Annotated in this window: 25 protein-coding genes; 8 read left to right on the top strand and 17 right to left on the bottom strand. The window is 64.3% G+C overall.

The genetic code is table 11. The features are described 5' to 3' along the window. Window positions 1-53: 53 nt before the first annotated feature. From CBI38_RS05405 to CBI38_RS05420, 4 genes are read right to left on the bottom strand one after another with little or no spacing between them, the layout of a single operon-like run. Window positions 54-1,028: an NADPH:quinone oxidoreductase family protein gene (locus CBI38_RS05405; protein WP_109327008.1), complete on the bottom strand. Its 975-nt coding sequence runs from the start codon at window positions 1,026-1,028 to the stop codon at window positions 54-56. A gap of 7 nt (window positions 1,029-1,035) precedes the next feature. Further along, complete coding sequence (locus CBI38_RS05410; protein ID WP_109327009.1) at window positions 1,036-1,803, bottom strand: enoyl-CoA hydratase-related protein; 768 nt, start codon at window positions 1,801-1,803, stop codon at window positions 1,036-1,038. Further along, window positions 1,800-2,816: a phosphotransferase family protein gene (locus CBI38_RS05415; protein ID WP_230990089.1), complete on the bottom strand. Its 1,017-nt coding sequence runs from the start codon at window positions 2,814-2,816 to the stop codon at window positions 1,800-1,802. Before CBI38_RS05415 ends, CBI38_RS05410 begins: the two co-directional genes overlap by 4 nt. Further along, window positions 2,813-4,114, bottom strand: coding sequence for an acyl-CoA dehydrogenase family protein (locus CBI38_RS05420; protein WP_109327024.1), 1,302 nt, complete (start codon window positions 4,112-4,114; stop codon window positions 2,813-2,815). The genes CBI38_RS05415 and CBI38_RS05420 overlap by 4 nt, the downstream gene beginning before the upstream one ends. Window positions 4,115-4,222: 108 nt before the next feature. On the opposite strand from CBI38_RS05420, the gene CBI38_RS05425 reads away from it, so the two are divergent. Both CBI38_RS05425 and CBI38_RS05430 read left to right on the top strand, forming a co-directional pair. Continuing rightward, a complete protein-coding gene (locus CBI38_RS05425) occupies window positions 4,223-4,528 on the top strand; it encodes a hypothetical protein (protein WP_109327026.1) in 306 nt (101 codons plus the stop codon). Window positions 4,529-4,532: 4 nt separating this feature from the next. After that, entirely contained in the window at window positions 4,533-5,150 is a 618-nt protein-coding gene (locus CBI38_RS05430; protein WP_109327027.1) for a TetR/AcrR family transcriptional regulator, read from the top strand. A gap of 27 nt (window positions 5,151-5,177) precedes the next feature. Here the strand turns inward: CBI38_RS05430 and CBI38_RS05435 are convergent, their stop codons facing one another. Beyond that, entirely contained in the window at window positions 5,178-5,858 is a 681-nt protein-coding gene (locus tag CBI38_RS05435; protein WP_109327028.1) for a TetR/AcrR family transcriptional regulator, read from the bottom strand. Window positions 5,859-5,974: 116 nt separating this feature from the next. Here CBI38_RS05435 and CBI38_RS05440 point away from each other — a divergent pair, with 116 nt between their 5' ends. From CBI38_RS05440 to CBI38_RS05455, 4 genes are read left to right on the top strand one after another with little or no spacing between them, the layout of a single operon-like run. Then, on the top strand, window positions 5,975-7,273 hold the full coding sequence (locus CBI38_RS05440; RefSeq protein ID WP_109327029.1) for a hypothetical protein: 1,299 nt from the start codon (window positions 5,975-5,977) through the stop codon (window positions 7,271-7,273). A gap of 10 nt (window positions 7,274-7,283) precedes the next feature. Further along, window positions 7,284-8,696 carry an acyl-CoA reductase gene (locus tag CBI38_RS05445; RefSeq protein ID WP_109327030.1) on the top strand — a complete coding sequence of 471 codons (1,413 nt, stop codon included), beginning with the start codon at window positions 7,284-7,286 and terminating at the stop codon, window positions 8,694-8,696. Window positions 8,697-8,715: 19 nt separating this feature from the next. Next, on the top strand, window positions 8,716-9,687 hold the full coding sequence (locus CBI38_RS05450) for an aldo/keto reductase (protein ID WP_109327031.1): 972 nt from the start codon (window positions 8,716-8,718) through the stop codon (window positions 9,685-9,687). 19 nt (window positions 9,688-9,706) lie between these two features. Next, the gene (locus tag CBI38_RS05455) at window positions 9,707-11,131 is read left to right on the top strand and encodes an aldehyde dehydrogenase family protein (protein ID WP_109327032.1); all 1,425 of its coding nucleotides are present in this window, start codon (window positions 9,707-9,709) and stop codon (window positions 11,129-11,131) included. A 79-nt stretch (window positions 11,132-11,210) separates the two neighbouring features. Here CBI38_RS05455 and CBI38_RS05460 read toward each other — a convergent pair whose 3' ends face one another. The 12 genes from CBI38_RS05460 to CBI38_RS05515 form a co-directional block, all read right to left on the bottom strand. After that, on the bottom strand, window positions 11,211-12,476 hold the full coding sequence (locus CBI38_RS05460) for an amidohydrolase family protein (RefSeq protein WP_109327033.1): 1,266 nt from the start codon (window positions 12,474-12,476) through the stop codon (window positions 11,211-11,213). A gap of 155 nt (window positions 12,477-12,631) precedes the next feature. After that, window positions 12,632-13,393 (bottom strand): SDR family NAD(P)-dependent oxidoreductase, encoded by a 762-nt coding sequence (locus tag CBI38_RS05465; protein ID WP_109334873.1) that lies wholly within the window; start codon window positions 13,391-13,393, stop codon window positions 12,632-12,634. Window positions 13,394-13,520: 127 nt separating this feature from the next. Then, window positions 13,521-14,333 carry an NAD(P)-dependent oxidoreductase gene (locus CBI38_RS05470; RefSeq protein ID WP_109327035.1) on the bottom strand — a complete coding sequence of 271 codons (813 nt, stop codon included), beginning with the start codon at window positions 14,331-14,333 and terminating at the stop codon, window positions 13,521-13,523. Further along, window positions 14,330-15,148: an NAD(P)-dependent oxidoreductase gene (locus tag CBI38_RS05475; RefSeq protein ID WP_109327037.1), complete on the bottom strand. Its 819-nt coding sequence runs from the start codon at window positions 15,146-15,148 to the stop codon at window positions 14,330-14,332. Before CBI38_RS05475 ends, CBI38_RS05470 begins: the two co-directional genes overlap by 4 nt. A gap of 28 nt (window positions 15,149-15,176) precedes the next feature. After that, window positions 15,177-15,686, bottom strand: a complete 510-nt coding sequence (locus tag CBI38_RS05480) for a DoxX family protein (protein ID WP_109327038.1) — start codon at window positions 15,684-15,686, stop codon at window positions 15,177-15,179. After that, complete coding sequence (locus CBI38_RS05485) at window positions 15,686-16,609, bottom strand: alpha/beta hydrolase (RefSeq protein WP_109327039.1); 924 nt, start codon at window positions 16,607-16,609, stop codon at window positions 15,686-15,688. The genes CBI38_RS05480 and CBI38_RS05485 overlap by 1 nt, the downstream gene beginning before the upstream one ends. After that, window positions 16,606-18,309, bottom strand: a complete 1,704-nt coding sequence (locus tag CBI38_RS05490) for a thiolase C-terminal domain-containing protein (RefSeq protein ID WP_230990090.1) — start codon at window positions 18,307-18,309, stop codon at window positions 16,606-16,608. The genes CBI38_RS05485 and CBI38_RS05490 overlap by 4 nt, the downstream gene beginning before the upstream one ends. Further along, window positions 18,302-19,669, bottom strand: a complete 1,368-nt coding sequence (locus CBI38_RS05495; protein WP_109327044.1) for a cytochrome P450 — start codon at window positions 19,667-19,669, stop codon at window positions 18,302-18,304. Before CBI38_RS05495 ends, CBI38_RS05490 begins: the two co-directional genes overlap by 8 nt. 57 nt (window positions 19,670-19,726) lie before the next feature. After that, window positions 19,727-19,918: a ferredoxin gene (locus CBI38_RS05500; protein ID WP_109334874.1), complete on the bottom strand. Its 192-nt coding sequence runs from the start codon at window positions 19,916-19,918 to the stop codon at window positions 19,727-19,729. Window positions 19,919-19,997: 79 nt separating this feature from the next. After that, on the bottom strand, window positions 19,998-20,858 hold the full coding sequence (locus tag CBI38_RS05505) for a mycofactocin-coupled SDR family oxidoreductase (RefSeq protein WP_109327045.1): 861 nt from the start codon (window positions 20,856-20,858) through the stop codon (window positions 19,998-20,000). Between the two features lie 63 nt (window positions 20,859-20,921). Next, window positions 20,922-21,626 carry an SDR family NAD(P)-dependent oxidoreductase gene (locus CBI38_RS05510; protein WP_109327046.1) on the bottom strand — a complete coding sequence of 235 codons (705 nt, stop codon included), beginning with the start codon at window positions 21,624-21,626 and terminating at the stop codon, window positions 20,922-20,924. Beyond that, window positions 21,623-22,432 carry a TauD/TfdA dioxygenase family protein gene (locus CBI38_RS05515; protein ID WP_109334875.1) on the bottom strand — a complete coding sequence of 270 codons (810 nt, stop codon included), beginning with the start codon at window positions 22,430-22,432 and terminating at the stop codon, window positions 21,623-21,625. The genes CBI38_RS05510 and CBI38_RS05515 overlap by 4 nt, the downstream gene beginning before the upstream one ends. A gap of 200 nt (window positions 22,433-22,632) precedes the next feature. On the opposite strand from CBI38_RS05515, the gene CBI38_RS05520 reads away from it, so the two are divergent. Further along, a complete protein-coding gene (locus CBI38_RS05520) occupies window positions 22,633-24,147 on the top strand; it encodes an aldehyde dehydrogenase family protein (protein ID WP_109327047.1) in 1,515 nt (504 codons plus the stop codon). Then, window positions 24,144-25,349: a CaiB/BaiF CoA transferase family protein gene (locus CBI38_RS05525; RefSeq protein WP_109327048.1), complete on the top strand. Its 1,206-nt coding sequence runs from the start codon at window positions 24,144-24,146 to the stop codon at window positions 25,347-25,349. Before CBI38_RS05520 ends, CBI38_RS05525 begins: the two co-directional genes overlap by 4 nt. The last annotated feature ends 7 nt before the right edge of the window (window positions 25,350-25,356 follow it).

Genomic DNA, 25,356 nt, shown 5'->3' on the forward strand with positions numbered 1-25,356 from the left:
GTTCGTGGTCATAAGTGTTACTCCTCCGGCTGCGTCGGAGGAGTAACACCGCACTACGATTCGCAGTCGATGAGTACCTTGCCGATGGCGTTGCCGTCGGCGACGAGCCGGAGAGCGTCGGCCGTGTCCTCGAGCGGATACGACGCGCCGATGTGGGGGACTGCACGATTCTCGAGTAGCAGGTCGGTCAGTTCCTGTTCGTTACGATGAAATTCGTCGGCTGGGATGTCCTTGAACTGGAATCCGGAAATGTGAATGCCTTTGACCAGCACCAGATTGAGCGGGATGGACGGGATGACGCCGGAGGCGTAGCCGACCGTAACGAAGCGGCCGCCCGGGCGTAGCGCGCGGAGTGCAGGCTCGGAGAGGTCGCCTCCCACCGGGTCCACCACGACGTCTGCGCCCTGGGGAAGTGCCTCTTTCAGCCGGGAGCGCAGATCCCCGGATCGGTGATCGATGAGGTGGCCGGCTCCATATGAAGCGGCGACTACGAGCTTGTCGGTGCTCGACGCGACCGCGGTGACGGACGCACCGAGTGCGATACCGAGTTGAACAGCGGCGATGCCGACTCCGCCGCCCGCTCCGAGAACGATCAGCTCGTCCCCGGGCCGCACGCGGGCCACCGAGCGAAGTGTGTGATAGGCCGTGCGGTGTGCGACGCCGAAGGCAGCGGCGACGCGTGCATCGATGCCGTCCGGGATCCGCTTGAGGGTGAGTTTGTCGGAGGCCACGACGATCTCCTCGGCGAAGGCACCGACAAACCCGGTTCCGGTGACCCGGTCGCCCACTGAGACTGCGCTGACTCCTTCGGCCACTTCCTCGACGACGCCTGCGAACTCACTCCCGGGTGTGAACGGTGGTGGGACACTGACTTGGTACTTGCCGGCAATCAGTAGCACATCTGAGAAGTTGACGGCTGCGGCTCCGATCTTGATCCGCACCTGACCCGGTTCCAAGAGAGGTGAGGGAAGCGTTTCAACTGTGACAGCCTCGGGGGGCCCGTACGAGGAACAGACTGCGGCACGCACTGTCAGATCACCGTCCCTGCCAGATCGGTGCGCGCTTCTCGATGAACGCCGCGGCGCCCTCTTTGGCGTCTGCGCTGGTGAATACGATGGACTGCCAGTCGGTGAGTCGTTCCGCGGCCCTGTCCGCATCGGAGACCGAGAGGCGGACGAGTTCCTTGCAGGCAGCGAGTCCGAGGGGTGCATTAGCGGCGATTCGCTCGGCGAATCCCAGGGCGGTGTCCAACACAGCATCAGCTTCGACCACAGCATTGATCAAACCGAGCTGGTAGCCACGGTCTGCGGTGATGAAGTCGCCCGTGAGCGTCATCTCCAGCGCGGCGTGCAACGGGAGTCTCGTCCCGATGGTCGTTCCGCCGCCACCGGGGAACAAACCCCGTTTGACCTCCGGGAAGCCAAATTTAGCGGTCGACGAAGCGACGATGACATCGGCCCCGAGCAGCAGCTCGAGTCCGCCGCCGATGGCGGTGCCGTTTGCCGCACCGATAACCGGGAGGGTCAGTTGCCCCGAAGCCAATCGTGCGTAACCCTCGGAGCTGAAGCCACCCTCGCCTTCTTCCGCGAAGGAGCGCAGATCCATCCCTGAACAGAATGCGCGGTCGCCCGCGCCGGTGAGGACGATGGCGCGAATGTCCGGATCCGCTTCGGCCTCCACGACGATGGTGCCGAGGTCACGCATCAGCGTGCCGGTGAGTGCGTTCCGTGCCTCCGGCCGGTTGAGGCGAAGTACCAAAATGGCGCCGTGGCGTTCCTGTACGAGTTCTGCGATGTCGGTCATAACTTGTACTCCGTCGTTTCGGCGAGCTCGGCGGCCGCAATCATGGACTGGACGACGATAGGCCCGAAGGCGAGGAGCTTCTCGTTGTCGCCCGCACGCTGGTATCCCTGTTCGAGGATGATCGCCAACTTCCATTTGGCAAGGATCCGGTAATAGTCGAGATCGTCGACCTGGCGTCCCGAGACGTCGGAATAGTGTCCTGCCAGCTGATCCATTGACGGCATCCCCTGCAGATTGACGTAGCTGCAGGTGGCAGCTTCCGGGGTGCTGGTGTCCGCAGGCCAGCCCTCGAGCATCCAAGCCAGGTCGAGCTTGGGGTCTCCGACCGTGCCCATTTCCCAGTCGACGATCGCGGCCAGTTTCGCCGGTGCACCGTCCTGGAACATGACGTTCGCGAACTGATAGTCGCCGTGCATGATGCCGGGGACGAAATCGAGCGGCTTGTGGTTGCGCAGCCAGTCGGTAGCTACATCGAAACCGTCGAGTTCGCGGCCCTTGATCTTCGCGAAAAGGCCGGTCCAGCGGTCGACCTGGCGTTCGTGGAAGCCCTCGGGGCGGCCCAGGTCTTGGAGACCCCTGGACTTCCAATCGACCGCGGACAGGAGGGCGATGCCTTCGGCCAATTGGTAGCCGAGTCCGGCGCGGGCCACGAGGTCGGTGTCGAAGGGGGTGGTCCAGTTCCTGTTCTCCATCGGTGACCAACCGTCGACGAATCCCATCAGGTAGAACGGCCGGCCGAGGACCGATGCGTCTTCGCACACGGCGATGGCCTCGGTGTGTGGCACGTCGGTGCCCTCGAGTGCCTGGATGATCTGCCACTCCCGCAGAATTCCCTTGTCGCGATTCGCCGGAGCTTCGGGCGGTGGTATTCGGATCACGCAGCGGAGGTCTTCGCGGGTCAGTTCGTAGATGTCGTTCTGTGTTCCGCCGGAAAGGTATCGGTGTTCGAGCGGGGCCCGTTTGCCGAGCCCCTGACCGTCCATCCAGTCCGACAGGCGTTGAAAGTCGATCACAAATTTCCTACTTCCAGTTCGAGGTACTCGGCGAACTTTGCCTTGGCGGCTTCTTGCTTCTTCGGGATCCATTCCGAGGGCCAGAGGTCGTCGTTGGGCTTGTAATCGCGAAGTACCTGCTTGGCGACTGTGGTCTTGTGCACCTCGGTGGGGCCGTCCGCGAGGCCCATGACGGCGGCGCCGTGAATCATCTGGAACAGCGGCAGCTCGTTGGTCACGCCCAGTGCTCCGTGCACTTGCATTGCGCGCCAAGCAATGTCGTGTAGAACTGTCGGCATGATGACCTTGGCGGTGGCGATGTCTTTTCGAACCTTCTTGTAGTCGTTGTACTTGTCGATTTTCCAGGCCGTGTGCAGCACGAAGAGCCGGAACTGGGCCAACTGGGCGTAGGAGTCGGCGATATAGCCCTGGACGAATTGCTTGTCCGCGAGGCGGCTACCTGAGGTTTCGCGGCTGAGGGCGCGCTCGCACATCATGTCGAGGGCCTTCTGCGCGAGACCGATCGTCCGCATGGCGTGGTGGATCCTGCCGCCGCCGAGGCGGGTCTGAGCGACGGCGAAAGCCTGACCTTCTCCACCGAGCATTGCCTCTTCGGGAACCCGGACACCGTCGTAGTGAATGAGGGCGTGGGTACCGTCGTTCATGGCTTCCCCATACAGGCCGACGTTGCGAACGATGTCGATTCCGGGCGTATCCGCCGGGACCAGAAACATCGACATGCCTTTGTAGACGCTGACGTCGGGGTTCGTGACGGCCATGACGATCAGGAAGGATGCGGTTCTGGCGTTGGAGGAGAAGTACTTCCAGCCGTCGATGATCCAGTGGTCCCCATCTTTGACCGCTCGCGTGGTGAACTGGGCTGGGTCGGCGCCTGCCTGGGGCTCGGTCATCGAATAGGTGGAGAACAACTCGCCGTTGAGCAGCGGCTGCAGATAGCGCTCCTTTTGTGCTTCGGTGCCGTAATGGGCGATGATCTCGGCGTTGCCGGTGTCCGGCGCTTGGCACCCGAACACGATCGGTGCCCACGAAGATCGGCCGAGTATCTCGTTCAGGAGCGCCAACTCGAGCGCTCCGTATCCCTGGCCGCCGAGTTCGGGTCCGAGGTGGGTGGCCCAGAGGCCTTGTTTCCGAACCTGGTCTTTCAATGGGTCGATAGCCTTGCGTCGCGCCCCGTCGAGGGGAACGAACTGTTGGTGCTCCCAGATGTGATCGAGTGGCTCGACCTCGTCGCGTACGAACGTATCCGCCCAGTCCAGTTTCGCTTGGTACTCAGCGTCCGTCTCGAAATCCCATGCCATTGCGCCTCCTTCGTCGACATGAGAATATCGTTCTCGTGAACACAAATGCAATTCTTATTTTTCGGAGTTTGCTTCTTGAAGCCGCGGAGAGTTGGGCGAGGCCGGCCGATGAAGGCTGAGGATCTCTTTCATCTCGGCATCGTCACCGACAAACCGGAAGCGACCCGGATGGAGCTCCGCGCCCTGTTCGGGTACGAGTGGGGCGACGAAATAGGTGGTCCGATCGCGGTGGCTGTGCCGGTCGTGACCGAGGCGACCCGGGTGGGTTCCGACGGGCAGCCGTTCTTCACTTTCCATCGCAGCACGACGACGGGCCTTCGGATCGAACTGGTGAGTCGTGTGGCACAGCCAGGGCTTCAGCGGTGTTGGTCCCGCCCCGAGCGGCCTTCGCGCGGCCCAGCCGAAGCGCACTGACGCGATGGAGGATCTTGCGAGCCGTATTGCCCAGCGCGCGTTGGCCAAACGCGGCGCGATCTATGCCATGGAAATCCGTGGGTTGCTCGACGCCGCGCTCGAGGTGATGCGGGCGTGTGGAACGACCTCCCGCCCGCGGGTCGCGGACATTGTCGCTGCGGCCGGCCTGTCGAACGAGGCGTTCTATCGTCATTTTCGGTCGAAGGATGCGCTGGTGGCAGCGCTCTTCGAGGACGGAACGGAGCGACTGCGGAATTACGTTGCGCATCAGATGAACAAGGAGTCCACGCCTGAGGCAAAGGTTCGTCGCTGGGTCGAGGGTGTGATCTCCCAGGCCACCGGTGAGGTCGCGGAAACCACGCGCGCCGTCCTGTGGAATGCCGGCAGTCTTGGCGAGGACGCGGCGTCGGGTCTGCGGTCGGCCAGCGATCCGCTGGCCGGATTGCTGCACGAACCGTTCAGGCAGTTGGGAATCGAGGCGCCCGAATTCGATGCCTCCCTTGCAGCGCACGCGATGATCGGCACGTTGTCGGACTACCTCTGGCGGCGGGTTCAGCCGACCGCGACCGACATCGATCGCATCACCGTGTTCTGCCTGAGAGCCGGAGCAGCCGGGCGGTAATGCGCCGGCCGGCCGTGGCTCGCCGGTTCACGTCCGTTCGTCGTCGACGGGCCGCAGGCTGCGAAGAAAGAGCTGCACCGCCGAACGGGTGTGGCGTGCCCGCTCCTCAGCGTCGTGCACGATGCCGAAGGACGCGAGGCGCGCCGGCGCGACCGAGGCCATCCCGAGGAAGTGTTCCGCGAGCAGGTCGGGGTCTTCGGCCACGATCGAGCCGTCTGCCGCGTGGCGGTTGAGTAGGTCGACCACGAGCTGCTTGCGCGGCCAGAACCCGGTCCCGAAAGTCCGGCGGGCGAGCTCCGGGTAGTGCGAAGCATGGGCAATAGCGATCTGTTCGAGCCTGATCATCGAGGGTTCGAGCGCCCGACTCAGCGCGGCGGACGCGATCGCGGTCAAGGCCTCCTCCAAGTCGTCGAGGCTCGGCGCGGGTGGTTCGGGAACCGGCCAGTCGGTGCGTTGGATCGCCCATTCGAGTACCGAGCGGAAGACTGCCTCCTTGGTGGGGAAGCGAGCGTATAGGGACGGTTTGGTGGTGCCGGCCGCCTCGGCGATCGCATTCATCGACGTGCCCTCGTAGCCGTACTGGAGGAAGAGCTCGAGCGCGCTTTCGCGGACGCTTCGATCAATCCGCGTGGCTTGCTCCCGGGTGGGACGGCCGCCGCGGTGAGGCGTGGAGTCGTCTGTACGAGAGCGGGACTTCGGCGACGTCATGCCGGTAAGTCTGCCAGCCGAGTCCGGGACTGCTGTGGACAAAATAACTATACCGTGGGTAAAGTTAAGGAAACTTGACCGAGGGTAAAGTTATTTGCGACGACGCCGGAGGCACCATGTCAGGAACGACGAAACAGCGGAATGTCATCGAGACACTGGATGCGCTTTTTCAGGAGCGGCGCCGGCAGGTGCCCTTTCTCGCGCAGCGGGCCGATGCGGAGGGAATCGAGAGAATCGCGTACCGCGAGGACATGATTCCCCTGCTCTTCCCGCATACCGCCTACAAGAGCTACCCCGAATCGCTGATCGCGAAGGGCAATTGGAGGCAGCTCACTCGCTGGCTCGATTCCCTCTCGACCCACCGGGTCACCGACGTCGACCTGTCCGGCGTCGCGGACGTCGACGGCCTGATCGACAGGTTGGAAGCTGCTGGACATCTGGTGTCGAGTTCGAGCGGCACCAGCGGGAAAAGTTCCTTTTTGAACAAGTCTCCGCGTGACCGGGAAGTGTCGCTGCAGAACATGCTCGACGGCCTGACCGATCTCGGTCTGCCGCCGGAACGCACGTGGCATTTCATTCCTGTCGGTCCGGAGACCGGGCTCAGCGGACACAATGCCATGCGCGACCTGCTCCTCGGCTCCTACGGCCGACCGGACGGCATCCCACTCTTTCCGGCCGCGCCCCCCGCCGCCGGGCACCACGCCTACATGGCGCGCCTGTCCGCGGTGCGCAAGGCGATGGCCGACGGGACCGCCACACCGGACGAGCTCGCGGCGCACGAGGCAGAGGCCGCGAAGCGGCAGGCGGAGAACGAGCGGCGCCTGCACTACTGGGCAGAGCAGATACTCGAACATCGTTCGGAGCGAATCTTCTTCAGCTCCCAGTTCGCAAGCCTGTTTCGGCTCACGGAGATACTGCGCGAGCTCGGAGCGAAAGACGGAGACATCACCGGCGAGAATGCGCTGACGGTGGGCGGCGGATTGAAGGGCCACTCCTTGCCTGCCGACTATCAAGCGCAGATCTACCGGATGCTGAATATCTCACCGAGCAGGTTCTTCCACTACTACTCCATGCAGGAGCTCAATCTGCGTCTTCCCCGATGTTCCGCCGAGCGCTACCACGTGCCGTCCGGACTCGTACTCTTCGTACTCGACAAGAACGGCGAGGCGCCGGCACCGGAATCGGACGGACAGGTCGAGGGTCGTGCCGCATTCTTCGACACGACCGTCGACGGGCGCTGGGGCGGGACGATCACCGGCGACAAGATCAGCGTCGACCTCGACGCGTGCGCCTGCGGCCGATCGGGGCCCTCGATCGCCCCCGACATCACTCGGTACTCGGATCTGGTCGACGACGACAAGATCACCTGTGCCGGCACCACGGATGCTTACGTCCGTGGATTCATCGAGGACTGAGGACGAAACCATGACGACGACAACCACTCTCACCCCGAGTACGTCCAAGATCCGTGTACCCCATTTCGTGCGCGGCAAGCTGATCTGGGGTGACGACACCGAATATCTCTCCCGCGACTTCGGCGTGCCCTTTGCCACGCCGCGCCTGAAGCTCGACGAACTGTTCGTTCCGCGCACCCAGCAGGGCCCGGCATTCGAGGTTCCACTCTCGGAGATCATCGACTTTCTCGTCGAGACCGCCAAACATCTCACGCTCGAAACGAACGAATATCTGCAGGAGTCGCTAGAGATGACCCTGCAGGTCAGCGCGCTGCCGCGGCGAATCATCGAGAATACGTTCGCCAGGCCCGGGCAGTTCCTGACCAGGGAGGCGCTCGAGTACCGGCTCGACCGCACGTTCGGTGACCGGAATCTACTCGACGGATGGGTCGAGCGCACCGATCCGAACGGAAGGGTGAGCCGGATTCGGGCCTTCCCACCCCGGCTCGTCCACATGCTCGCAGGAAACTCACCGAGCGCAGCCATGACCTCGATCGCCGACGCAGCACTTGTCAAGGCGGTGAACGTCTTCAAGATGCCTTCTGCTGATCCCTTCACCACGGTTGCCGTACTTCGAACCATGTCGGACATCGAGCCCGATCATCCGATTCTCCGGTCGATGTCGGCTGTCTACTGGCGCGGGGGCGACGCGCAGGTCGAGAACGTGCTGTACCGCTCCCAGTACTTCGACAAGCTGGTGGCCTGGGGTGGCGGCTCCGCGATCGCGAACGCCGCGAAGTACGCCGGGCCGGGGTTCCAGTTGATCTCGTTCGACCCCAAGGTGTCGATGTCCATCGTCGGCAGGGAGGCGTTCGCATCGGAGGAGACCCTGCAGCAGGTGGCCGAACTCGCCGCGGCCGACGCCACGATCTTCAACCAGGACGCGTGCGTCGCCGCTCGGCACATCGCGGTCGAGGGTGACATCGGGCAGGTCGACCGGTTCTGTGCCGCGCTCACCGCACGACTCGGTGTCGACCGGGACTTCGCGGAGGCAACCGGGCCGAAGACTCCCAGCGACATTCGTGAGGAGGTGGAGGGAATGCGCTTCCTCGAACCCGACTATCGGGTCTGGGGAGGTTACGACGGTAGCGGCCTGGTTGTGCGCTCGCCCGAGCCGGTCGACTTCCACCCGACGAACAAGACTGTCAACGTCGTGCCGGTCGCGTCGATGGGCGACGCCGCCGCCTTCGCGACGGTGGCGACGCAGACGGTAGGCATCTACCCGACACACCGGAAGGCCGAGGTTCGCGATCATCTCGCTACGGCGGGCGTGCAGCGTGTCGTGAAACTGGGCAGCGCACTCACCGGCAGCATGGGCAGCCCTCACGACGGTATGTATCCCCTCCATCGATTCGTCAACTGGGTGGTGGACGACGATGCCTGACTCGGATCGCAGGAGGGGAATGGGGATGCGTGTGCTGGGCTCGTCCGGCCTGCGTGTCAGCGAGCTCTGCCTGGGTGCAATGACATTCGGGACGGAGTGGGGGTTCGGCGCGGATGAGGAGACGTCGCGGGAAATCTACAGTGCCTTCCGCGACGCGGGCGGCAACGTGGTCGACACGGCCAACAACTACACCGAAGGCGCGAGCGAATCGATTGTCGGGCGACTGGTAGCGGGCGAGCGCGATTCTGTCGTCCTGAGTACCAAATTCACACTGCCGACCCACAAGGATGATCCGAACTCGGGCGGCAGCCACCGCAAGAGCCTGCGTCGCAGCGTCGAGACGAGCCTGCGACGGCTGGGCACCGACTATGTCGACTTGTTGTGGGTACATGCGTGGGACCAGTGCACTCCTGTCGAAGAGACATTGCGTGCACTCGACGACCTGGTGCGATCCGGCAAAGTCCTCGCGATCGGCGTGACAAACACGCCCGCCTGGGTCGTCTCCCGATCGGCCGCCATTGCCGAGTTGAGGGGCTGGTCCGCGTTTTGCGGCATGCAGGTCGAATACTCTCTCGTCGCACGTACTCCGGACCGAGAGCTCCTGCCCATGGCAAGAGCACTCGGCCTGGCTGTCTACGCGTGGAGTCCGCTCGCACGCGGGATACTGGCCGGGAAGCTTCCCGGTGGTATCGAGCGACTGTCCCCGTCTCACCAACGGGGTGTGAACGCTGCCGTCGAAATCGCTGAAGAACTCGGAACCACGTCCGCGCGCGTAGCGCTGGCCTGGGTGCTGCGCCAGGGGCTGATGCCGTCGATCGGCGCACGTACCGTGACCCAGATCCACGACAATCTCGGCGCACTGAGTATCCATCTGGACGACTCACACGTGGAGCGGCTCGACGCGGCCACACGTGTGCGGCTCGGCTATCCGCACGACTTCCTGCACGAGCGTCGGGCGATGTTCTCGTCGGATGCCGACACTGCAACCTGATTGGGAAGGAACCACGATCATGGCGATTACACGGTCGTTCATCAATGGAGAATCTGTCGATTCCCCCGAATGGTACGAGAACATCGACCCGTCCACGGGCCGTTCCCTGGGCACCGTCGCACGTGCCACAGCGCAGCAGGTCGATTCCGCGGTGTCCGCGGCCCGTGCGGCGAACAGGTCGTGGCGGCGCACCAAGCCCGAGGATCGTGCAGACATCCTCACCCGCATCGCGAACCTGATCCTGCGCGACAAGGAACACCTTGCACGGATGGAGAGCGAGGATTCGGGCAAACCTCTCAGCCAGGCGCGCAACGACGTCGACGTGTCGGCACGCTACTTCAGCTTCTATGGGCACGCGATCGACACCTACTACGGTCAGTCGATTCCGCTCTCGGCCGACCTGCACGTGTACACCCGGCGTGAGCCGTTCGGGGTCACCGCCCACATCGTGGCCTGGAACTACCCGATGCAGCTCCTCGCGCGCGCGGTGGCACCCGCCATTGCGACCGGCAACTGCTCGGTGGCCAAACCGGCGGACGAAACACCCCGCACCGCGGTGGCGTTCGCGCAGCTGGCTATCGAGGCAGGCTTACCGCCCGGTGTGTTCAACGTCGTCACCGGGATCGGCGCCGAAACCGGTGCGGCACTGTCCACGCATACCGGGGTCGACCACATCGGGTTCGTCGGGTCGACCCGGATCGGCGCGGTGATCGCGCGTGCGGCCGCCGACCGTGTCGTTCCCGTGGTACTCGAGCTCGGGGGTAAGTCCGCGCAGATCGTCTTCCCGGACGCCGATCTGGACGCAGCATCCACGGCGGTGGCGAAGGCAATCTTGCAGAACGCGGGGCAAACCTGCTCCGCAGGTTCGCGTCTGCTCGTTCACGAGTCCGTCCATGCCGAAATGGTCGATCGGGTCGCCGAACACTTCTCCCGCGTGACCATCGGAGCCGGTGTCGACGACAAAGAACTCGGTCCGCTGGTGTCGGCCAAGCAGCAGGGCCGGGTCAAATCCATGGTCGACGATCTCACCAAGGGTGAAATAGTGTGCGGGGGCACCGTCCCTGAGGACGAATCGCTCGCCGGCGGCGCCTACTTCGCGCCCACCCTCATCGACAACGTGGATCCGGTCTCACCGATCGCTCAGGAGGAAATCTTCGGGCCCGTTCTCGTGGTCAACTCTTTCGCCGGAGAAGAGGAGGCGGTCGCACTGGCGAACGGCACCGAGTATGCGCTGCTCGGCTCGGTGTGGACCGCCGACCTTTCTCGGGCGCACCGGATGGCCGCGGACATCGAGGCAGGTCAGGTGTACGTCAACACCTACGGCGCCGGTGGTGGTGTGGAACTTCCCTTCGGCGGCTTCAAGAAGTCCGGATACGGGCGTGAGAAAGGGTGCGAGGCCCTCGATGCCTTTACCGCCACCAAGACGGTTGTTGTCAAACTCTGACGTGAAGCGGATCGACCCTCTACGCATGATGCCCGCCGACTCCGGTCGGCGGGCATCATGCGTGTAAAAGTTTCCTGACCTACGAGTTCGCGAGTTCGTAGCGTCGGCGGTACTCCTCCTTGGACGTCTCACTCACGTCGACGTCGGTGGCGCGGGCACGCAGGGCTCCCACGGTGGCCTGCTCGCGAGGAGTGTGCTCGAACGGATCCCAATCGAAGAACCTGGCAACATTCTTCCAGGTGATTTTATCGATCTCCTCGTCGGTGCAGCGGGAGGCGGCGAGCTCCTCCATCAGCATCTCCGGCGAATTCGGCCAGGTGGAATCGGAGTGCGGGAAGTCGCACTCCCACGCGATGGTGTCGATGCCCAGCCGCTCACGGTTGTTCAGACCGCTCGGCTCGGTGATGTAGCACGCCAGAAAGTTCTTTCGCCACACGTCCGTAGGGCCCATTCCCTTGGGGAGGAAGCTCATGCCCGTCCACGACTGGTTCTCGATATGCCGCTCCAGCCGGTCGAGCCACGGCGCCACCCAGCCCACACCGCCCTCGCTCATGGCGACCTTGAGGTCGGGGAACTTCTGGAAAGCCCCGCTCAGCATCATGTCGTTCGCCGCGATCGTCGAGATGAGCGGCGTCAAGACCATCATGTCGTCGATGTTGAAACCCTCGGGCCGCTTGACGAGGCCGAAGCCGCCGCCGATGTGCAGGCTGAGGACAATGTTGTGCTCCACGCACGCTTTGAAAACCGGGTCCCAATGACCTGATTTGAAGTCGGGAAACCCGACACCGTAGGGGGTTTCGGGAATGCTGATGGATCGGCAGCCCATCGCCGCGAGCCGGTGGATCTCCTTGACCGACGCGTCCATGTCGAAGAACGGGATGATGCCGAGCGGGATGAAGCGGCCCGGGTAGGTGCTGGGGACCTCGCCGACGACCCAGTCGTTGAACGCCTGGCAGGCAGCGAGAGATAGCTTCTTGTCCGGCAGGCTGGCCAGATGGGTGCCGGCGAATCCCGGGAAGGTGGCGAAAAGTGTTGCGGCCAGGGTGCCGTTGGCATCCATGTCCCGAACCCGCATGCCCATGTCGTAGACACCGGGGCGCATCTCGGCGTAGCCCGTCGGATCCAATCCCCACTCGCTCTTGGGCCAGGAGACCACGGCGTTCAGCCCCGAGCTGCCGACCACGACGTCCTGGAACATCCAGGCCTGCACGTTGGGGTTGCGCGGGTGGGCTGTCAGCTTGGGAGCCTGGTCCATGAGACTCTTCGGGAAGTGCTTTTCGAAGATGTCGGCTGGTTCGACTACGTGGTCGTCGATGCTGACCATCACCATGTCGTCAATGTTCATTGGAAATCCTCTCCTGCACTGCGCAGAAATATCCGGCAGTGGCGCCAGTCACTAATGAGAATAGTACTTTCATTTGTGAGAATCTAGATCCCGCGTTCGAATCGGCCGTTTTGCGGTCGGTGGGCCGGTCGGGCGTGGGAACCGAGCGACACCGTTCAGCGCAGGACAGTGCCGCCATCGACGTTGACGACCTGGCCGTTGATCCACGCCCCGTCGTCGGACATCAGATAGGCGACCATTCCCGAGATGTCGCTCGGCCTGCCCGCGCGCGGGCTGCGGGATCGGGCGATCAAAGATTGCAGCAACTCCGGAGAGGCACCCTGCTCGATCTCAGGAGTGAGGATCAATCCGGGAGTAATGGCATTGGCGCGGATGCCCTCCCGGCCCCAGCGAGAGGCAACGTGCCGCGCCAGGGCATTGATACCCGCCTTGGTCGCGGAGTAGGCCGGGCGTTCGGGATCACCCGTGAAGGACGCAATGGACGAGGTGTACACGATGGTCCCACCACCTCGGGCGAGAAGCTCCGGAATGCTGTGGCGGGTGACGAGCATGTGGCCGCGGAGATTGACGGCGATGGTGCGGTCCCATATCTCGAGGTCGATATCGACGATATTCGTGTCCTTGGACACCGCCGCCATGTCCCCGGCGTTGATGTGGACTGCGTCCAGGTGTCCGTAGGTCCGCACGGAGAACACGACCAGTTCCTTGACGGACTCGTCGTCGGAGATGTCGAACTGTGCGGCGACCGCCTGACCACCGGCCTCGCTGATGGCTGCAGCGGTCTTCTCGGCTCCGGGAAAGTTCAGGTCGCCGACCACAACCCGTGCTCCGTACTGTGCCAACCGGTGCGCAGAGGCGGCGCCCAGGCCGGTGGCCGCACCGGCGACGAGGACTACCTTATTTGTCAGACCCTCCACGAGGACCTCCTTGGTGACGTCATTCCGCGGTCCGTGGGGGAGATCCGCGGCAATCGGATATGCGAAATGGGGGGGTCGGCGTCGTTCATCGACAACGCCTCCTGCCGCGCCGACGGTACGGAAGTGCTCATCGGGGGTACCGCACCGGATGCCCACCGCTGATGACACTGTCGAGGATGCCCAGGTCACCGCCGAGTTCGGCGACGGTTTTACGGACTACTGCCACATCCTTGTCGAGGAACTCACCGACCGCGCTTCGGAAGGACCTCACCGAGCCTCGCGCCGCGACACTGCCCATGACCCGACTGGCGGAGCTTCCGTGGGGAAGGGCCTCGAGCAGCACGGACTCGTCTATTCCGAGCTGCCTGCCGAGGTCGGCGGCTTCGGCGAGGAGTCCGATCTGCGCCGCGAACAGTGCATTGTTCACCAGCTTCACGCGTTGCCCGTTGCCGCTGGGGCCGACGTGGAGAATGGGATCGCCGTAGCTTTGCAGTATCGGGCGAATTCGTGCCACAGCGCCCTCGGGTCCGCCGAGGAAGAGGGTCAAGCACCCGGCTGCGATGTCGGGTGGCCCGCCGCTGACCGCGGCGTCGACCACGTCGATGCCATGTGCCGCTGCACGTTCCGCGACGGCCTCGACCGTGCGGGGACTCACCGTGGTGTGCACCGCCAGGACGGCGCCGCTCGGCATGGCTGCCAGCAACGGGCTGTCGAGGCACACGTGCCGAACCTGGTCGTCGCTGAATACGCATACCGTCACGAGATCGGCTCCCTCGCCGACCTCGGAAAGATCGGAGAATGCCTCCGCCCCCGACGCGTAGATAGCGGCCCGGCTTTCGGATGAGCGGCCCAGCGCGCGCACTTCGTGACCGGCTTCGGCGAGCCCCCGCACCATGGGGAGTCCCATGCGCCCGGCACCGATGAATCCGACGCGACTCATCGCAGGTGGTCCATCAGGGTGAGCGTGGTGTCTGCGGCGGCCATCGCGATGCCCGTCGGGACCTCCGCCGCGGCCGCGAGCCCGGCCACCAGCCCGACATCCTTCTGGAGCAGCTCGCCGGCGTGCGCCGCGATGCGATCGAGAGTTCCTCCGGCAGAGACGATTCGGCTGAGTGCAAAGCTGTCAGCGGTTCCGTGGGTGATGACTTCACCGAGTCTGGCGGGGTCGACACCCAGTGACTGCCCGAGGCTCAGGGTGCTGGCCGCCGTGGCGAGGTTGGCGGTGAAGAGCAGATTATTGAGCAGTTTCGTGACCTGTCCGGCGCCCAGCGGACCTAGGTGGACGACAGGGTTCGCATACATCGAGAACACCGGCCGGCAGCGGTCGTAGTCGTCGACCGCTCCTCCCACCATCACCAGCAGACGCCCTTCGGTAGCCGCCGATCCGCCGCCGCTCACCGGAGCATCGACGACGGAGACCCCGCGCTCCCGCGCCTTGGCAGCCAGGTCGTGACACGTGTCCGGGTGCACCGTGCTGTGGATGGCGATCACGCCGCCGTCCTTCATTCCTTCGAGTACACCGTCCTCACCGGCGACCACCTCCTGAACGTCGTCGTCGCTGACCACGCAGATACACACGAGATCGCTGGCCGCGCCGAGGTCGGCCGGGGAGTCGGCGAACGTCGCGGCGGTGTCGGCAAAGGGCACGAAAGCGTCGGGACGGCGCGCCCACAGTGTGACGTCGTAGCCCGCGTGAATGATCCGGCGTGCCATGGGTGCGCCCTGGCTGCCGAGTCCGATGAATCCGACGCGCATCAGTGTTCCTCCGATTCGAGATTGGGCATCATGCGGCCACGACCTCTCGCGGTTGCGGTCGCCAGAACAGTGCAAGCAGTCCTGCCGTTGCGGCGACGCCCAGACCCAGTGCGGTGCCCCCACCGGCCCAGCCGGCGATGTCGATGCCTGTGACAGCGTCGAGCGAGAACTCTCCCGGGCCGAGCATTGCCAACGCCAGTGCGGTTATCGATAGCACCAGGACGTATTCATAGCCTTCCTTGAAGACGAAGAACCCGTTGGGCCGGTGGGCGAGGAGTCCCGCCACGAGCATCACCGAGATGACCGCCGCGCAGGCGAGCGGCGTGAGGAGGCCTATGACGAGAAGTAAGCCCGCACCGATTTCGGTGACTACGCTCAGCCACGCCTGCAGCTTGCCCTGCCGCAGACCCAGTCCGCTGAACCAGCGGGCAGTCCCTTCGATACGGCCACCGCCGCGCCAATGGTTCAGCCCGTGCGCGATCATGGTCGCTCCGATAACCAGTCTGACAAGTAGCAGTGCAACATCGACGGCGTGCATCAGTCGTCCTTTCCCGTTGTGCTGTGTGTGCAGTCCTCGACGAAGGACAACACCTTCGCGTAGTAGTCCGGGGCTCCATGGCCGAGGCTGAGGTTGTGCCCGCTGCCGGCCTGTTCGTTGACGGTGACGCTGGGCGCAGCAGTGAACATGGCTGCGATGTCTTGCAGTGCAGCGGAGTCGATTCGCCACACCTTCTCGAACTCGGCGGCGGTGAAGTGGACGGGAACTCGTATCCGTGCCGCGAGCGCCGGAAAGTCGATTCGCGCCCAGGTCGCCAGGACACCTGACTCGTAACGGGGAGTCGATGAGGCGATAGGTGCGCCCCCGATCAGTTCGGTGGGGTACAGGTGACTCGGTTGCCACAGCAACTCGCGCACTGCCTCCGGCGGTGCCGGCTGGTGAGGCGTGCCCAGGATTTCGGCCGCCACGGGCTGGTGTTCGCGACCGGTGCCGGCAAGCTCGATACCCAGTAAGTCGGTGCCTCGTTCGTCGGCGGCCATGCGGACTGCGAGCTCCGAACCGGCCGAATGCGCCCACACGAAGACGCCGGCGCCGCGCGGACGCGACCCGAGGTGGTGGTCGATGGCCGCATAGGTGAGGTCGACGCGTCGTTGGTGGGGGGCGATCTCGACCGCGAACGGTGCAGAAGTGCCGTAGCCCGGCCGATCGAGCGCGAGCACGGTGTACCCGAGCGCGGACGCGAATCGCAACAGCGACAGTTCGGGATGGCCCGGGCAGTCGTAGTAGGCCGAGTTCGTTGCTCCACCGTGCAGCGCGACGATCACCGCGCGCGGATTCGGGGCCTCGGACAACAACGCCGACATCGGGATTCCGTCGATGTCGGCCACGCGCGCGCACGGCGTGGTGGTTTCAGGGCCGTCGAAGTCGGCGGGTAGCGACAGATCGGGATCCGTGGTGGTCATGCATCCGTCCTGAGGAGCAGGGCGCCGCCGGGGGAGAGGCCTCCGGTGGCGGCGACGGCGACGCGGGCGCCGGGAACCTGGCGTGCCCCGGCATCGCCGCGCAATTGGGTGACGGCTTCGTGGATCAGTCCCATGCCGTGGGTACGGCCGTGTGAGAGCTGACCGCCGTGCGTGTTGAGGGGGAGCACGCCGTCCCGGGCAATGTTCGTGCCGCCGTCGAGGAAATCTTTCGCTTCACCGATGCCGCAGAAGCCCAGGGCCTCTATCCAGGACAGGCAGTTGAACGTGAACCCGTCGTAGAGCTCGGCCACGTCGACATCACTGGGGCTCATCGAAGTCCGCGACCACAGGTGGGCGGCGGGGCCGAGAACCTGAGGTTCGTGCGTCAGCGTGCTCTGATCCCATTCGATCCGCTCGACGATCTGGGTGCCGACGGCCTCGACGAGCACGGGCGGCTTCGCGAGATCGTGGGCGGCGTCCACCGCCGAGACGATGACGGCAATCGAGCCGTCGCAGGGAACGTCGCAGTCGTAGAGACCGAACGGTGTGGTGATCGTCCGGGCAGACAGGTAGTCGTCCATCGTCATCGGATCGCGGTATACAGCCGTGGGATTGAGTGCGGCGTTGGCCCGCTGGTTCAGTGCGATCCATCCGAGTGTTTCCCGGGTAGTTCCATATCGGTGGAAGTGCCGCTGCGCGTTCTGGGCCAGCGTATGTGCTGCCGAGGTGGCCCCGAACGGCACCATCCAGCTGGGAGTGCGGCCGGTGGCCGGTGGGGAGATCTCGCCGCGACGCATCTGCTCGCTGTAGGTCGCTTCCCAGAGGGTCCGGTAACACAGCACATGACGTGCCAGGCCGCTGGCGACCGCGAGCATCGCGGCGATCACGGATCCGCCGGGACCGAAGGTTTCGATGCCCCCGTTGTGCCACGTCGGCCGGAGTCCGAGGGCTGCCTCGACTCCGGTCACGCCGCCCTCGCCGAAACCGCCGACCTGGCCGGCGCCGGGATAGCTTGCGAGGCCGTCGATATCGTCCATCGTGAGGCCGGCATCGGCCACGGCACGCTCGCAGGCCTGCAGTGTCAGCGCCATCGGCGACACCATCAGCCGTCGACCGATTTCCGACATCCCGATGCCGGTGAGAGCTACCTTGTCCTCGAACTTTTCGCGCGTCACCATGGGGCGCACGGACTTCCTGATCTGGCCCGGATCGACGTCGTCCGTAGGCAGGGGAAGAGACGCAGGCTGTTCGGCCGCAGGCCGGAACAGCGGGAGCCACACATCGCCGTCCTGCGTGAAGACGACCTCCATCCGCATACCGAGTGCGAGCTGTGCAGGGTCGCACTCGACCACGTTGGTCGTCAAGCGAACCCGCTGATCCTCGTCGATCGCGACCTGGGCCACCACGTAGGGTGCCGGCAACCCGGGCAGGCTGAAGCGGTGGTTGACCGTGAATCCGATGAGAGTCGCGGAACCGGACACCACCCGGACACCCAACTGATGGCTTCGGCAGTACCGGCAGATCGGTTGCGGCGGATGGATGAGAGCCGAGCACGACTCACACTCCTGCAGCCGCAGGCGGCCATCCGCGCCGGACGTCCAGAAGAAGCGGTTCTGCGGCGTGATCTGGGGGAGGGGACGGCCGGACTCTTCGGCCGCCTTCCCCCCTACCACCGGATCGACCACCGTGGAATCAGCCACGTGCTTGCGCATCCTTACCTCGTGCCGTGATCGGTTCGGCGAGTCCCTGCTCGTCACAGATCAGTTGGAGCTTCTCGAGCGTGTCATCCAGGCCGGCGCCCAAGCGGGGGCCGGGAGTGAACGTCGCCGGAAGATGACGCATACCCTGAATGACACCGATGGAGTCGTAGTGCACGGTGCCTTCCGGGTCGCAGCGGTAGTCGGGCATCCGGTCGAGCACGGCGACGAGCATCCGCTTGAACACGGTTCGTGCGACGTTGGATCCGATGCAACGGTGAATTCCCAGACCAAAACTGAAGTGGCGGTTTCCCTTGCGCTCGAGATCGATCTGGTTCGGCTCCGGAAACAGCGACGAGTCGCGGTTGGCCATCGCCCAGGACAGCCAGAGGCGGTCGCCCTCCTTCAACTGGATTCCGTCGTACTCGCAGTCGGCGGAGATCGTGCGCCCGTCGCCCGGTGCAGGGGCGAAGTAGCGCAGGAATTCCTCGGTCGCGGAGTTCAACAGGGTGTCGCGTTCGCGGCTGAGAGTGTCGCGCTCCTCGGGATGCTGAGACAGCCACTCGAGCGAGTGCGCCGTGAGTGCCGTCGTCGTGTCGAACCCACCGCCGATGAGGAGACTGAGAATGCCGAGCAGTTCCATATCGTCCGGTGTCTCGCCGTCGACTGTGGCGCGTGCCAGCGCGTCCACCAGTCCTGGACGGGGATTCTCACGGATCTCCATGAGATTGGTGAGGAGGTCCAATCCCATGGCGCGGTGCAGTTCCCCGATTCGCGGGATGTCGGGGGAGTCCGGTGGTGTGTAGACCGCGGCGTGGACCGGCTCGTTGTAGATCGTCCATTTCTTGATGGGGATTCCGAGCATCGCCAGTGTGAGGACGGCGGGGACGATGTTCGCGAGCTCGTCTACGAAGTCGATCCTGCCCGTTTCGATTTTCTCGTCGATGGACGCGCGCACCACCTCGTCGATGAACGGGATCCACCTGTTGACTGCAGCGGGCGACAGGTACGGGTTGAGAAGCGAACGAAATTCACGATGCTCGGGCTCGTCCATTTCGAGGATGCCGCCTCGGACGCCGCTCGCGCGTTCCATTGTGGGGATAGCTATGCCCTTGTATCCACGACGGATGCCCTTCAGGTCGTGATCGTTCGACACGTCGGCGGACCGGGCGAAGGTGAACACCTCGCGGCCGCCCGCGGCGACCCAGTGGCCGCCGTGAGTATCGGACCAGGCCATCGGACACTTCGCGTGCATTTCCTCCGTGATCGGTAGGAAATTGTCGCGGTACTCCGGTGCGTGCCGGTCGAAGTCGTAGGTGTTCTTCTTCCGACTGTCGTCGTCTACGACGTCATCAACGCTCATCGCGTCGTCCTCTCTTGCGGTTCGAGGTGAATTGGCGAGTTCCGACCGGCAGCCGTGTCAGAAAAGGGAGATAGCCTGCTCTGGGCAGGAGTGGGCGGCTTCGCGCACCTTCTCTTCGTGTTCGGCGGACACCGATTCGCTGACGGCCGACGCGTGGCCGTCGATGTCGCTCAGTTCGAATACGTCTGGAGCTGCCATTGCGCACAGGGTGTGCCCTTGGCAGCGTTCTGGGTCGACCTTCACCTTCACGTTATTCCTCCTGATCGCAGGTGAATCCATCTCGAGCACATACTGTTTCGATCCCGTCGAGCCGCGGTCCGGCCGCAGGTCAGGTGTGGTAGTCGTACCACTTGAGGTAGCCGCCGCCGTCGACACGCATCTGCATGCCGGTGACGTATCGGGCTTCGTCGGAGGCGAGGAACAGGACGGTGTTGCTGATGTCCTCGGGCTCGACGTAGGGGATCGGCATGGCCTGTTGAACCCCGAAAGCGGGCTCGGCGTCCGCCCGCGTCGGGTGTTCCAGATCTGGCCGGAACGATCGATACATCGGCTCGCTCTGCAGCATGTCGGTATTGCAGTTCGTCGGGTGCACGACGTTGGCACGAATGCCGCGCGGGGCGAGATGTGTCGCAAGTTCGTGGATGTATTGGGAAAGTGCACGTTTGGAGAAGACATAGGCGACGCCACCGAGGTCCTTGCCGGGAACGTCCACCTTGCTCACGTCCATGAGTGCGGCGGTCGATCCGGTTGCGATGATCGAGGCACCATCTCCCAGGTGGGGCAACGCAGCCTGAATGGCATTCATCGTCCCAATGAGGTTGGTGTCGACCACAGCGCACCAGGCATCGATCTGTGGTTCGCCCTTCATACCCGCGACACCGGCTTGCGCGACCACGATGTCGAGAGAGCCGAGTTCGGCGATGCCACGCTCCACCGCGGCCCGCAACTGGTCGATTTGCCGAACGTCAGCCTGTATAGCGACGATTCGTCGACCGTGCTTTTCTACCAAGCGTGCGGTCTCTTCGAGATCCTCCGGGGTCGCCATCGGATAGCCGATCGCCGCGATGTCGCTACACAGGTCGACAGCGATGATGTCGGCTCCCTCTTCGGCCAGTCGCACGGCATGGCTGCGACCCTGGCCTCGCGCCGCGCCGGTAACGAACGCGACCTTGCTTTCTACTCGTCCCACTGAGAATCCCTTCGTTGATTGGCCGGCGTCAGTGCTTGCGTCCGATGCGGTGCGCGATGCGCCTCAGGTATTGCGACCGCCGTTGACGCCGAGGATCTGGCCGGTGATGTATCCGGCTTCCTCGGAGATGAGGAAGGAGCAAGCGGCGGCGATGTCCTCCGGTTGGCCGACGCGCCGGACCGGTGTCTTGCTGATGTGCTGGTCGATCGAGCCGCCGAGGAGGCCCTTCTCCTCGGACCGGCGCAGCATGGGTGTGTCGATGAAGCCGGGAGGCACCGCGTTGACCGTGATGCCGCTGGGCCCGTATTCCAGAGCCAGCGATTTGGTGAGTCCGTTGACCGCCGACTTTGCGGATACGTACGCCGACATGAACGGCTGGCCTGAGTGCGCACTGGACGACGAGATGTTGACGATGCGACCCCAGCCCGCATCGACCATGTCCGGAAGCACCGCCTGGACGCAGTGGAAGACGCCGTTCAGATTGACGTCGATCACTCGCTGCCAGTTGTCGAATGCGATGTTGCCGAACCGCTTGTACAGCTCCAGTCCTGCCCCGTTGACCAGGACGGTGATCGGGCCCAACTCTTTTCGAACCTCGGTGAGAGCGCTATCGATCTGGGCAGGGTCGGTCACGTCGACCTTGTACTCGAACGCGGAGTCGGTCGGTGCAAGATCGAGTACGGCGACTTGGTAGCCGTCCTTGCGCAGGCGTTCGGCGATGGCGCGTCCAATGCCGGAGCTACCTCCGGTGACGACAGCTGTTCTCACGACCAGGCCTCGTCGCCCGAGATCGTGGTGCGCCGCATCAGGCGTTCCGAGGAAGGGTCATAGGGGAGCGCTCGGTGCAGCATCCCGGTGTTGTCCCACACCACCACGTCGCCGACCTTCCATTCGTGGGTGTACGAGTAGCGTTCCTGGGTCGCCCAACCAAGCAATTCGTCCAGCAGTGCCCGGCTTTCCTCGGGCTGCATTCCGACGATGTGGTCAGCGGTGGCACCGATGACGAGTGACTTTCTACCGTCGCGGCGCGTCCAGACGAGTGAAGTCTCGTGTGTGGGAAGTCGACGCCAGTGCGCCAGCATCTCGTCGGAAGGGTCTGGATGGACCAGCCGCTGGGCCGCCTCGAAGCTGTGTACTACCCGCAGGCCCTCGTAGCGTTTGCGCTCGTGCTCGGGCAGGTTCTCGTAGGCCGCGTAGGTACTGGCGAACTCGGTTCCGCCACCGACCATGGCGACGTGCCGGGCGGTGAGCATGGTTGCCTTCGCCGGCACATCATTGGTGGTGTCGTCGATGTGCCAGTAGAAGGTCCCTTTAAGGTACTCGGCGGACGGAGCCTTGGCCGGGTCGAGGGAGACCGTGAAGAGCTCCTCGCCTGGTGCCGTCATGCGCACCGTTCCGAGCCTTCGGCTGAACGCCAGCTGAGCATCGTCGTCGAGATGCAGGCCGCGAATGAGCAGCACGCCCCGCCACTTCAGAGCCTCCAGGCACCGGGCGATGACCGCCTCATCCTCCAGGCTCTCGACGCCGGTGACTTCCACTCCGAGCGATGGACCGAGTGCTGTAGTCTGGATCACAAGAATCTCCCTTCCGTTTTTGAGAACCATACTCTCGGAGAACACGGTGTGGCAACAGTCGATCAGCAACCAGGTGAGGTGTGGCGCCGATCTCAATTGGGGGTATCCCCGCGGCTCACATGTTGTTACATTCTCTGCAGAGCCAATGCATAATTCTCAAATGCGAGAATTGTATTTTCACTTTGAGCGAGGAGAACGGAATGTCATCTCAGGACACGGTGTCGGCCGCGAACGGTGGTCACGGAGGCCGGGAGGCTGCGACCGTGCTGGACGTCGACAAGCGCCTGCTGATCGACGGGCAGCTTGTTGCGACCGAGCGGACGTTCGCATCGATCAATCCAGCGACGGGTGACATCGTCGGATATGCGCCTGATGCCGGGGTCGCGGAAGCCGAAGCGAGTATCGCTGCAGCGCGGAGGGCCTTCGACACGACCAGCTGGTCTACCGACGTGGCGTTCAGGATCAAGTGTCTCGACCAGTTCCACCAGGCGCTGCTCGACAATCTCGAGGAGCTCCGCGAACTGACGATCGCTGATGTGGGTGCCACCGTCCAGCTCACACGCGCCAACCAGCTGGAGGCACCTATCCGAATCGTGCGCTACTACGCAGACCTCCTGCGCGAGTACCCGCTGAGCGAAGACCTCGGCGAAATCGACATTTCCGGACAGCGCCACAAGCGGTGGGTGGAGAAGGAAGCGGCCGGCGTCGTCTCCGCGATCGTTGCGTACAACTACCCGACGCAGCTCGCGTTGGCCAAGATCATTCCCGCGCTTGCCGCGGGATGCACAGTGGTGCTCAAGGCTGCGCCCGACACGCCGCTCGTCACGCTGGCTCTCGGCGAGATAATCGCGCAACACACCGACATTCCAGCGGGCGTCGTGAACGTCATCAGTTCCTCCGAGATTGCCCCCGGTGAGCTGATGACGACGCACCCCGACGTCGACGTGGTCACCTTCACCGGGTCGACCCCGACCGGACGCCGCATCATGGCGGCGGCGGCAGACACGATGAAGAAAGTGTTCACGGAGCTCGGCGGGAAATCCGCGATGATCGTGCTGGAAGACGCCGATTTCGCGATGGCTGCGAAATTCGCGGCCGGGACCGTCTGTTCGCACGCCGGTCAGGGGTGCGCGCTGACCACGCGGCTACTCGTGCCGCGAGCGCACCACGACGAGATCGCGAAGATGGTGGCGGCGATCATCCGCCGCATCCCGTTCGGCGATCCGACTGACCCACAGAATTACATGGGCCCTCTCGTGAGTGGTCGTCAGCGCGAAAAGGTCGACGCGATGGTGCAGCGCGCGATCGCTGACGGTGCCGAGTTGCTGGCGGGTGGCACGAAGGTCGATCCAGGTTTCTTCTATGAGCCCACGGTCTTGGCGGGCGTGGACCCCAAGAGCGAGATCGCACAAGATGAAGTGTTCGGACCGGTGCTCGCGATCATCCCGTTCGATGACGACGACGACGCTGTGCGGATCGCCAACGACTCGATCTATGGTCTGTCCGGCGCTGTGATGAGCGCGAGCGACGAACGTGCAATCGCGATAGCCCGGCGCATCCGTACCGGAACGATGGGTATCAACGGCGGGAATTACTTCGGTCCGGACGTCCCGTTCGGTGGTTACAAGCAGTCGGGTATCGGACGTGAATGCGGCCGAGAAGGACTCGAGGAGTTCCTCGAAACCAAGGCCTTCGCGGTCGTGGTGAAGCCGTGAAGCCGCTTGCGGGTATCCGCGTGCTCGAGGTCGCGATGTACGGCTTCGTGCCCTCAGCGGGTGCCGTGCTCGCCGATTGGGGCGCGGAGGTCATCAAGGTCGAGCACGCCGTCACCGGGGACCCGCAGAGGGGGCTCCGCCAGATCGGGCCCCTCCGGGTCGAGGGTGATCCCAATCCCAATGTCGAGCATGCCAATCGCGGCAAGCGAAGTATCGGACTGGACATGGGCCGACCGGAGGGCAAGGCGGTCCTCGACGACCTGGTCCGTCGGTCGGACGTCTTCCTGACCAGTTTCCTTCCCCAGGCCCGCACCAAATTCGGGATCGACGTGGACGACGTCCGCGCAGTGAACCCGAACATCATCTATGCGCGAGGCAGTGCCCTCGGTCCACGTGGTGTCGAGGCAGACAAAGGCGGTTACGACATGACCGCTTTCTGGGCGAGGGGAGGCATCGCCGCAACGCTCACACCTCCAGGAGTGGAAGGCATGATCAGTCCGCCGGGACCTGCCTTCGGCGACACCATTTCGGGGACGAATCTTGCCGGGGGTGTCGCAGCGGCGCTCCTGGCCCGCGAGCGCACGGGCACACCGTCGATCGTCGACGTCTCGCTGCTGAGCAGTGGCGTGTGGGCTATGGGACACGGCATTGCGTTGTCAGCTCATCTCGGCAAGGCCATGGTGGCACCCGTCCCTGGCGCCCACGGCGCGCCGACCAATCCGCTGTCGGGGATATACGCCACCGGCGACGGACGTTACCTGGCATTCGTCATGCTGCAGCCTGCGAAGTACTGGGCAGATGTGTGTCGCCACATCGACCGCCCCGAACTCGCGGATGATCCGCGCTTCGCCGACGCCGCCCAGATCGCCGCCAACACCGACAAGGCCGTGGCGATTCTCGGGGAGGTGCTCGCCACCCGCACCCTCGCGGAGTGGACGGAGCGCTTCGCCACGCTGTCCGGTCCGTGGGGGCCGGTGCAGGATTCACTCCAGGTGTCCGTCGACGCGCAGGTCCGCGCCAACGAATACCTGGTCGAGGCGGGCGAACTCGAACTTGCTGCCAACCCGGTGCAGTTCGACGTCGCTGCCCCCGAGCTTGGCCCGGGTCCCGAGTTCGCGGCCCACACCGACGAGATCCTGGCCGAGCTCGGCTTGGACTGGGATCGCATCATCGCGCTCAAAACGGCGGGCGCTGTTACCTAGATTGCTG

The organism is Rhodococcus oxybenzonivorans (assembly GCF_003130705.1).
GTDB lineage: Bacteria > Actinomycetota > Actinomycetes > Mycobacteriales > Mycobacteriaceae > Rhodococcus_F > Rhodococcus_F oxybenzonivorans.

Excerpts from the sequence above, each read along its gene's own strand:
- CBI38_RS05410 (WP_109327009.1), bottom strand. The coding sequence starts at position 1,803 with ATGACCGACATCGCAGAACTCGTACAGGAACGCCACGGCGCCATTTTG.
- CBI38_RS05420 (WP_109327024.1), bottom strand. The coding sequence starts at position 4,114 with ATGGCATGGGATTTCGAGACGGACGCTGAGTACCAAGCGAAACTGGAC.
- CBI38_RS05425 (WP_109327026.1), top strand. The coding sequence starts at position 4,223 with ATGAAGGCTGAGGATCTCTTTCATCTCGGCATCGTCACCGACAAACCG.
- CBI38_RS05430 (WP_109327027.1), top strand. The coding sequence starts at position 4,533 with ATGGAGGATCTTGCGAGCCGTATTGCCCAGCGCGCGTTGGCCAAACGC.
- CBI38_RS05435 (WP_109327028.1), bottom strand. The coding sequence starts at position 5,858 with ATGACGTCGCCGAAGTCCCGCTCTCGTACAGACGACTCCACGCCTCAC.
- CBI38_RS05440 (WP_109327029.1), top strand. The coding sequence starts at position 5,975 with ATGTCAGGAACGACGAAACAGCGGAATGTCATCGAGACACTGGATGCG.
- CBI38_RS05445 (WP_109327030.1), top strand. The coding sequence starts at position 7,284 with ATGACGACGACAACCACTCTCACCCCGAGTACGTCCAAGATCCGTGTA.
- CBI38_RS05450 (WP_109327031.1), top strand. The coding sequence starts at position 8,716 with ATGGGGATGCGTGTGCTGGGCTCGTCCGGCCTGCGTGTCAGCGAGCTC.
- CBI38_RS05455 (WP_109327032.1), top strand. The coding sequence starts at position 9,707 with ATGGCGATTACACGGTCGTTCATCAATGGAGAATCTGTCGATTCCCCC.
- CBI38_RS05460 (WP_109327033.1), bottom strand. The coding sequence starts at position 12,476 with ATGAACATTGACGACATGGTGATGGTCAGCATCGACGACCACGTAGTC.
- CBI38_RS05470 (WP_109327035.1), bottom strand. The coding sequence starts at position 14,333 with ATGAGTCGCGTCGGATTCATCGGTGCCGGGCGCATGGGACTCCCCATG.
- CBI38_RS05475 (WP_109327037.1), bottom strand. The coding sequence starts at position 15,148 with ATGCGCGTCGGATTCATCGGACTCGGCAGCCAGGGCGCACCCATGGCA.
- CBI38_RS05480 (WP_109327038.1), bottom strand. The coding sequence starts at position 15,686 with ATGCACGCCGTCGATGTTGCACTGCTACTTGTCAGACTGGTTATCGGA.
- CBI38_RS05485 (WP_109327039.1), bottom strand. The coding sequence starts at position 16,609 with ATGACCACCACGGATCCCGATCTGTCGCTACCCGCCGACTTCGACGGC.
- CBI38_RS05495 (WP_109327044.1), bottom strand. The coding sequence starts at position 19,669 with ATGAGCGTTGATGACGTCGTAGACGACGACAGTCGGAAGAAGAACACC.
- CBI38_RS05520 (WP_109327047.1), top strand. The coding sequence starts at position 22,633 with ATGTCATCTCAGGACACGGTGTCGGCCGCGAACGGTGGTCACGGAGGC.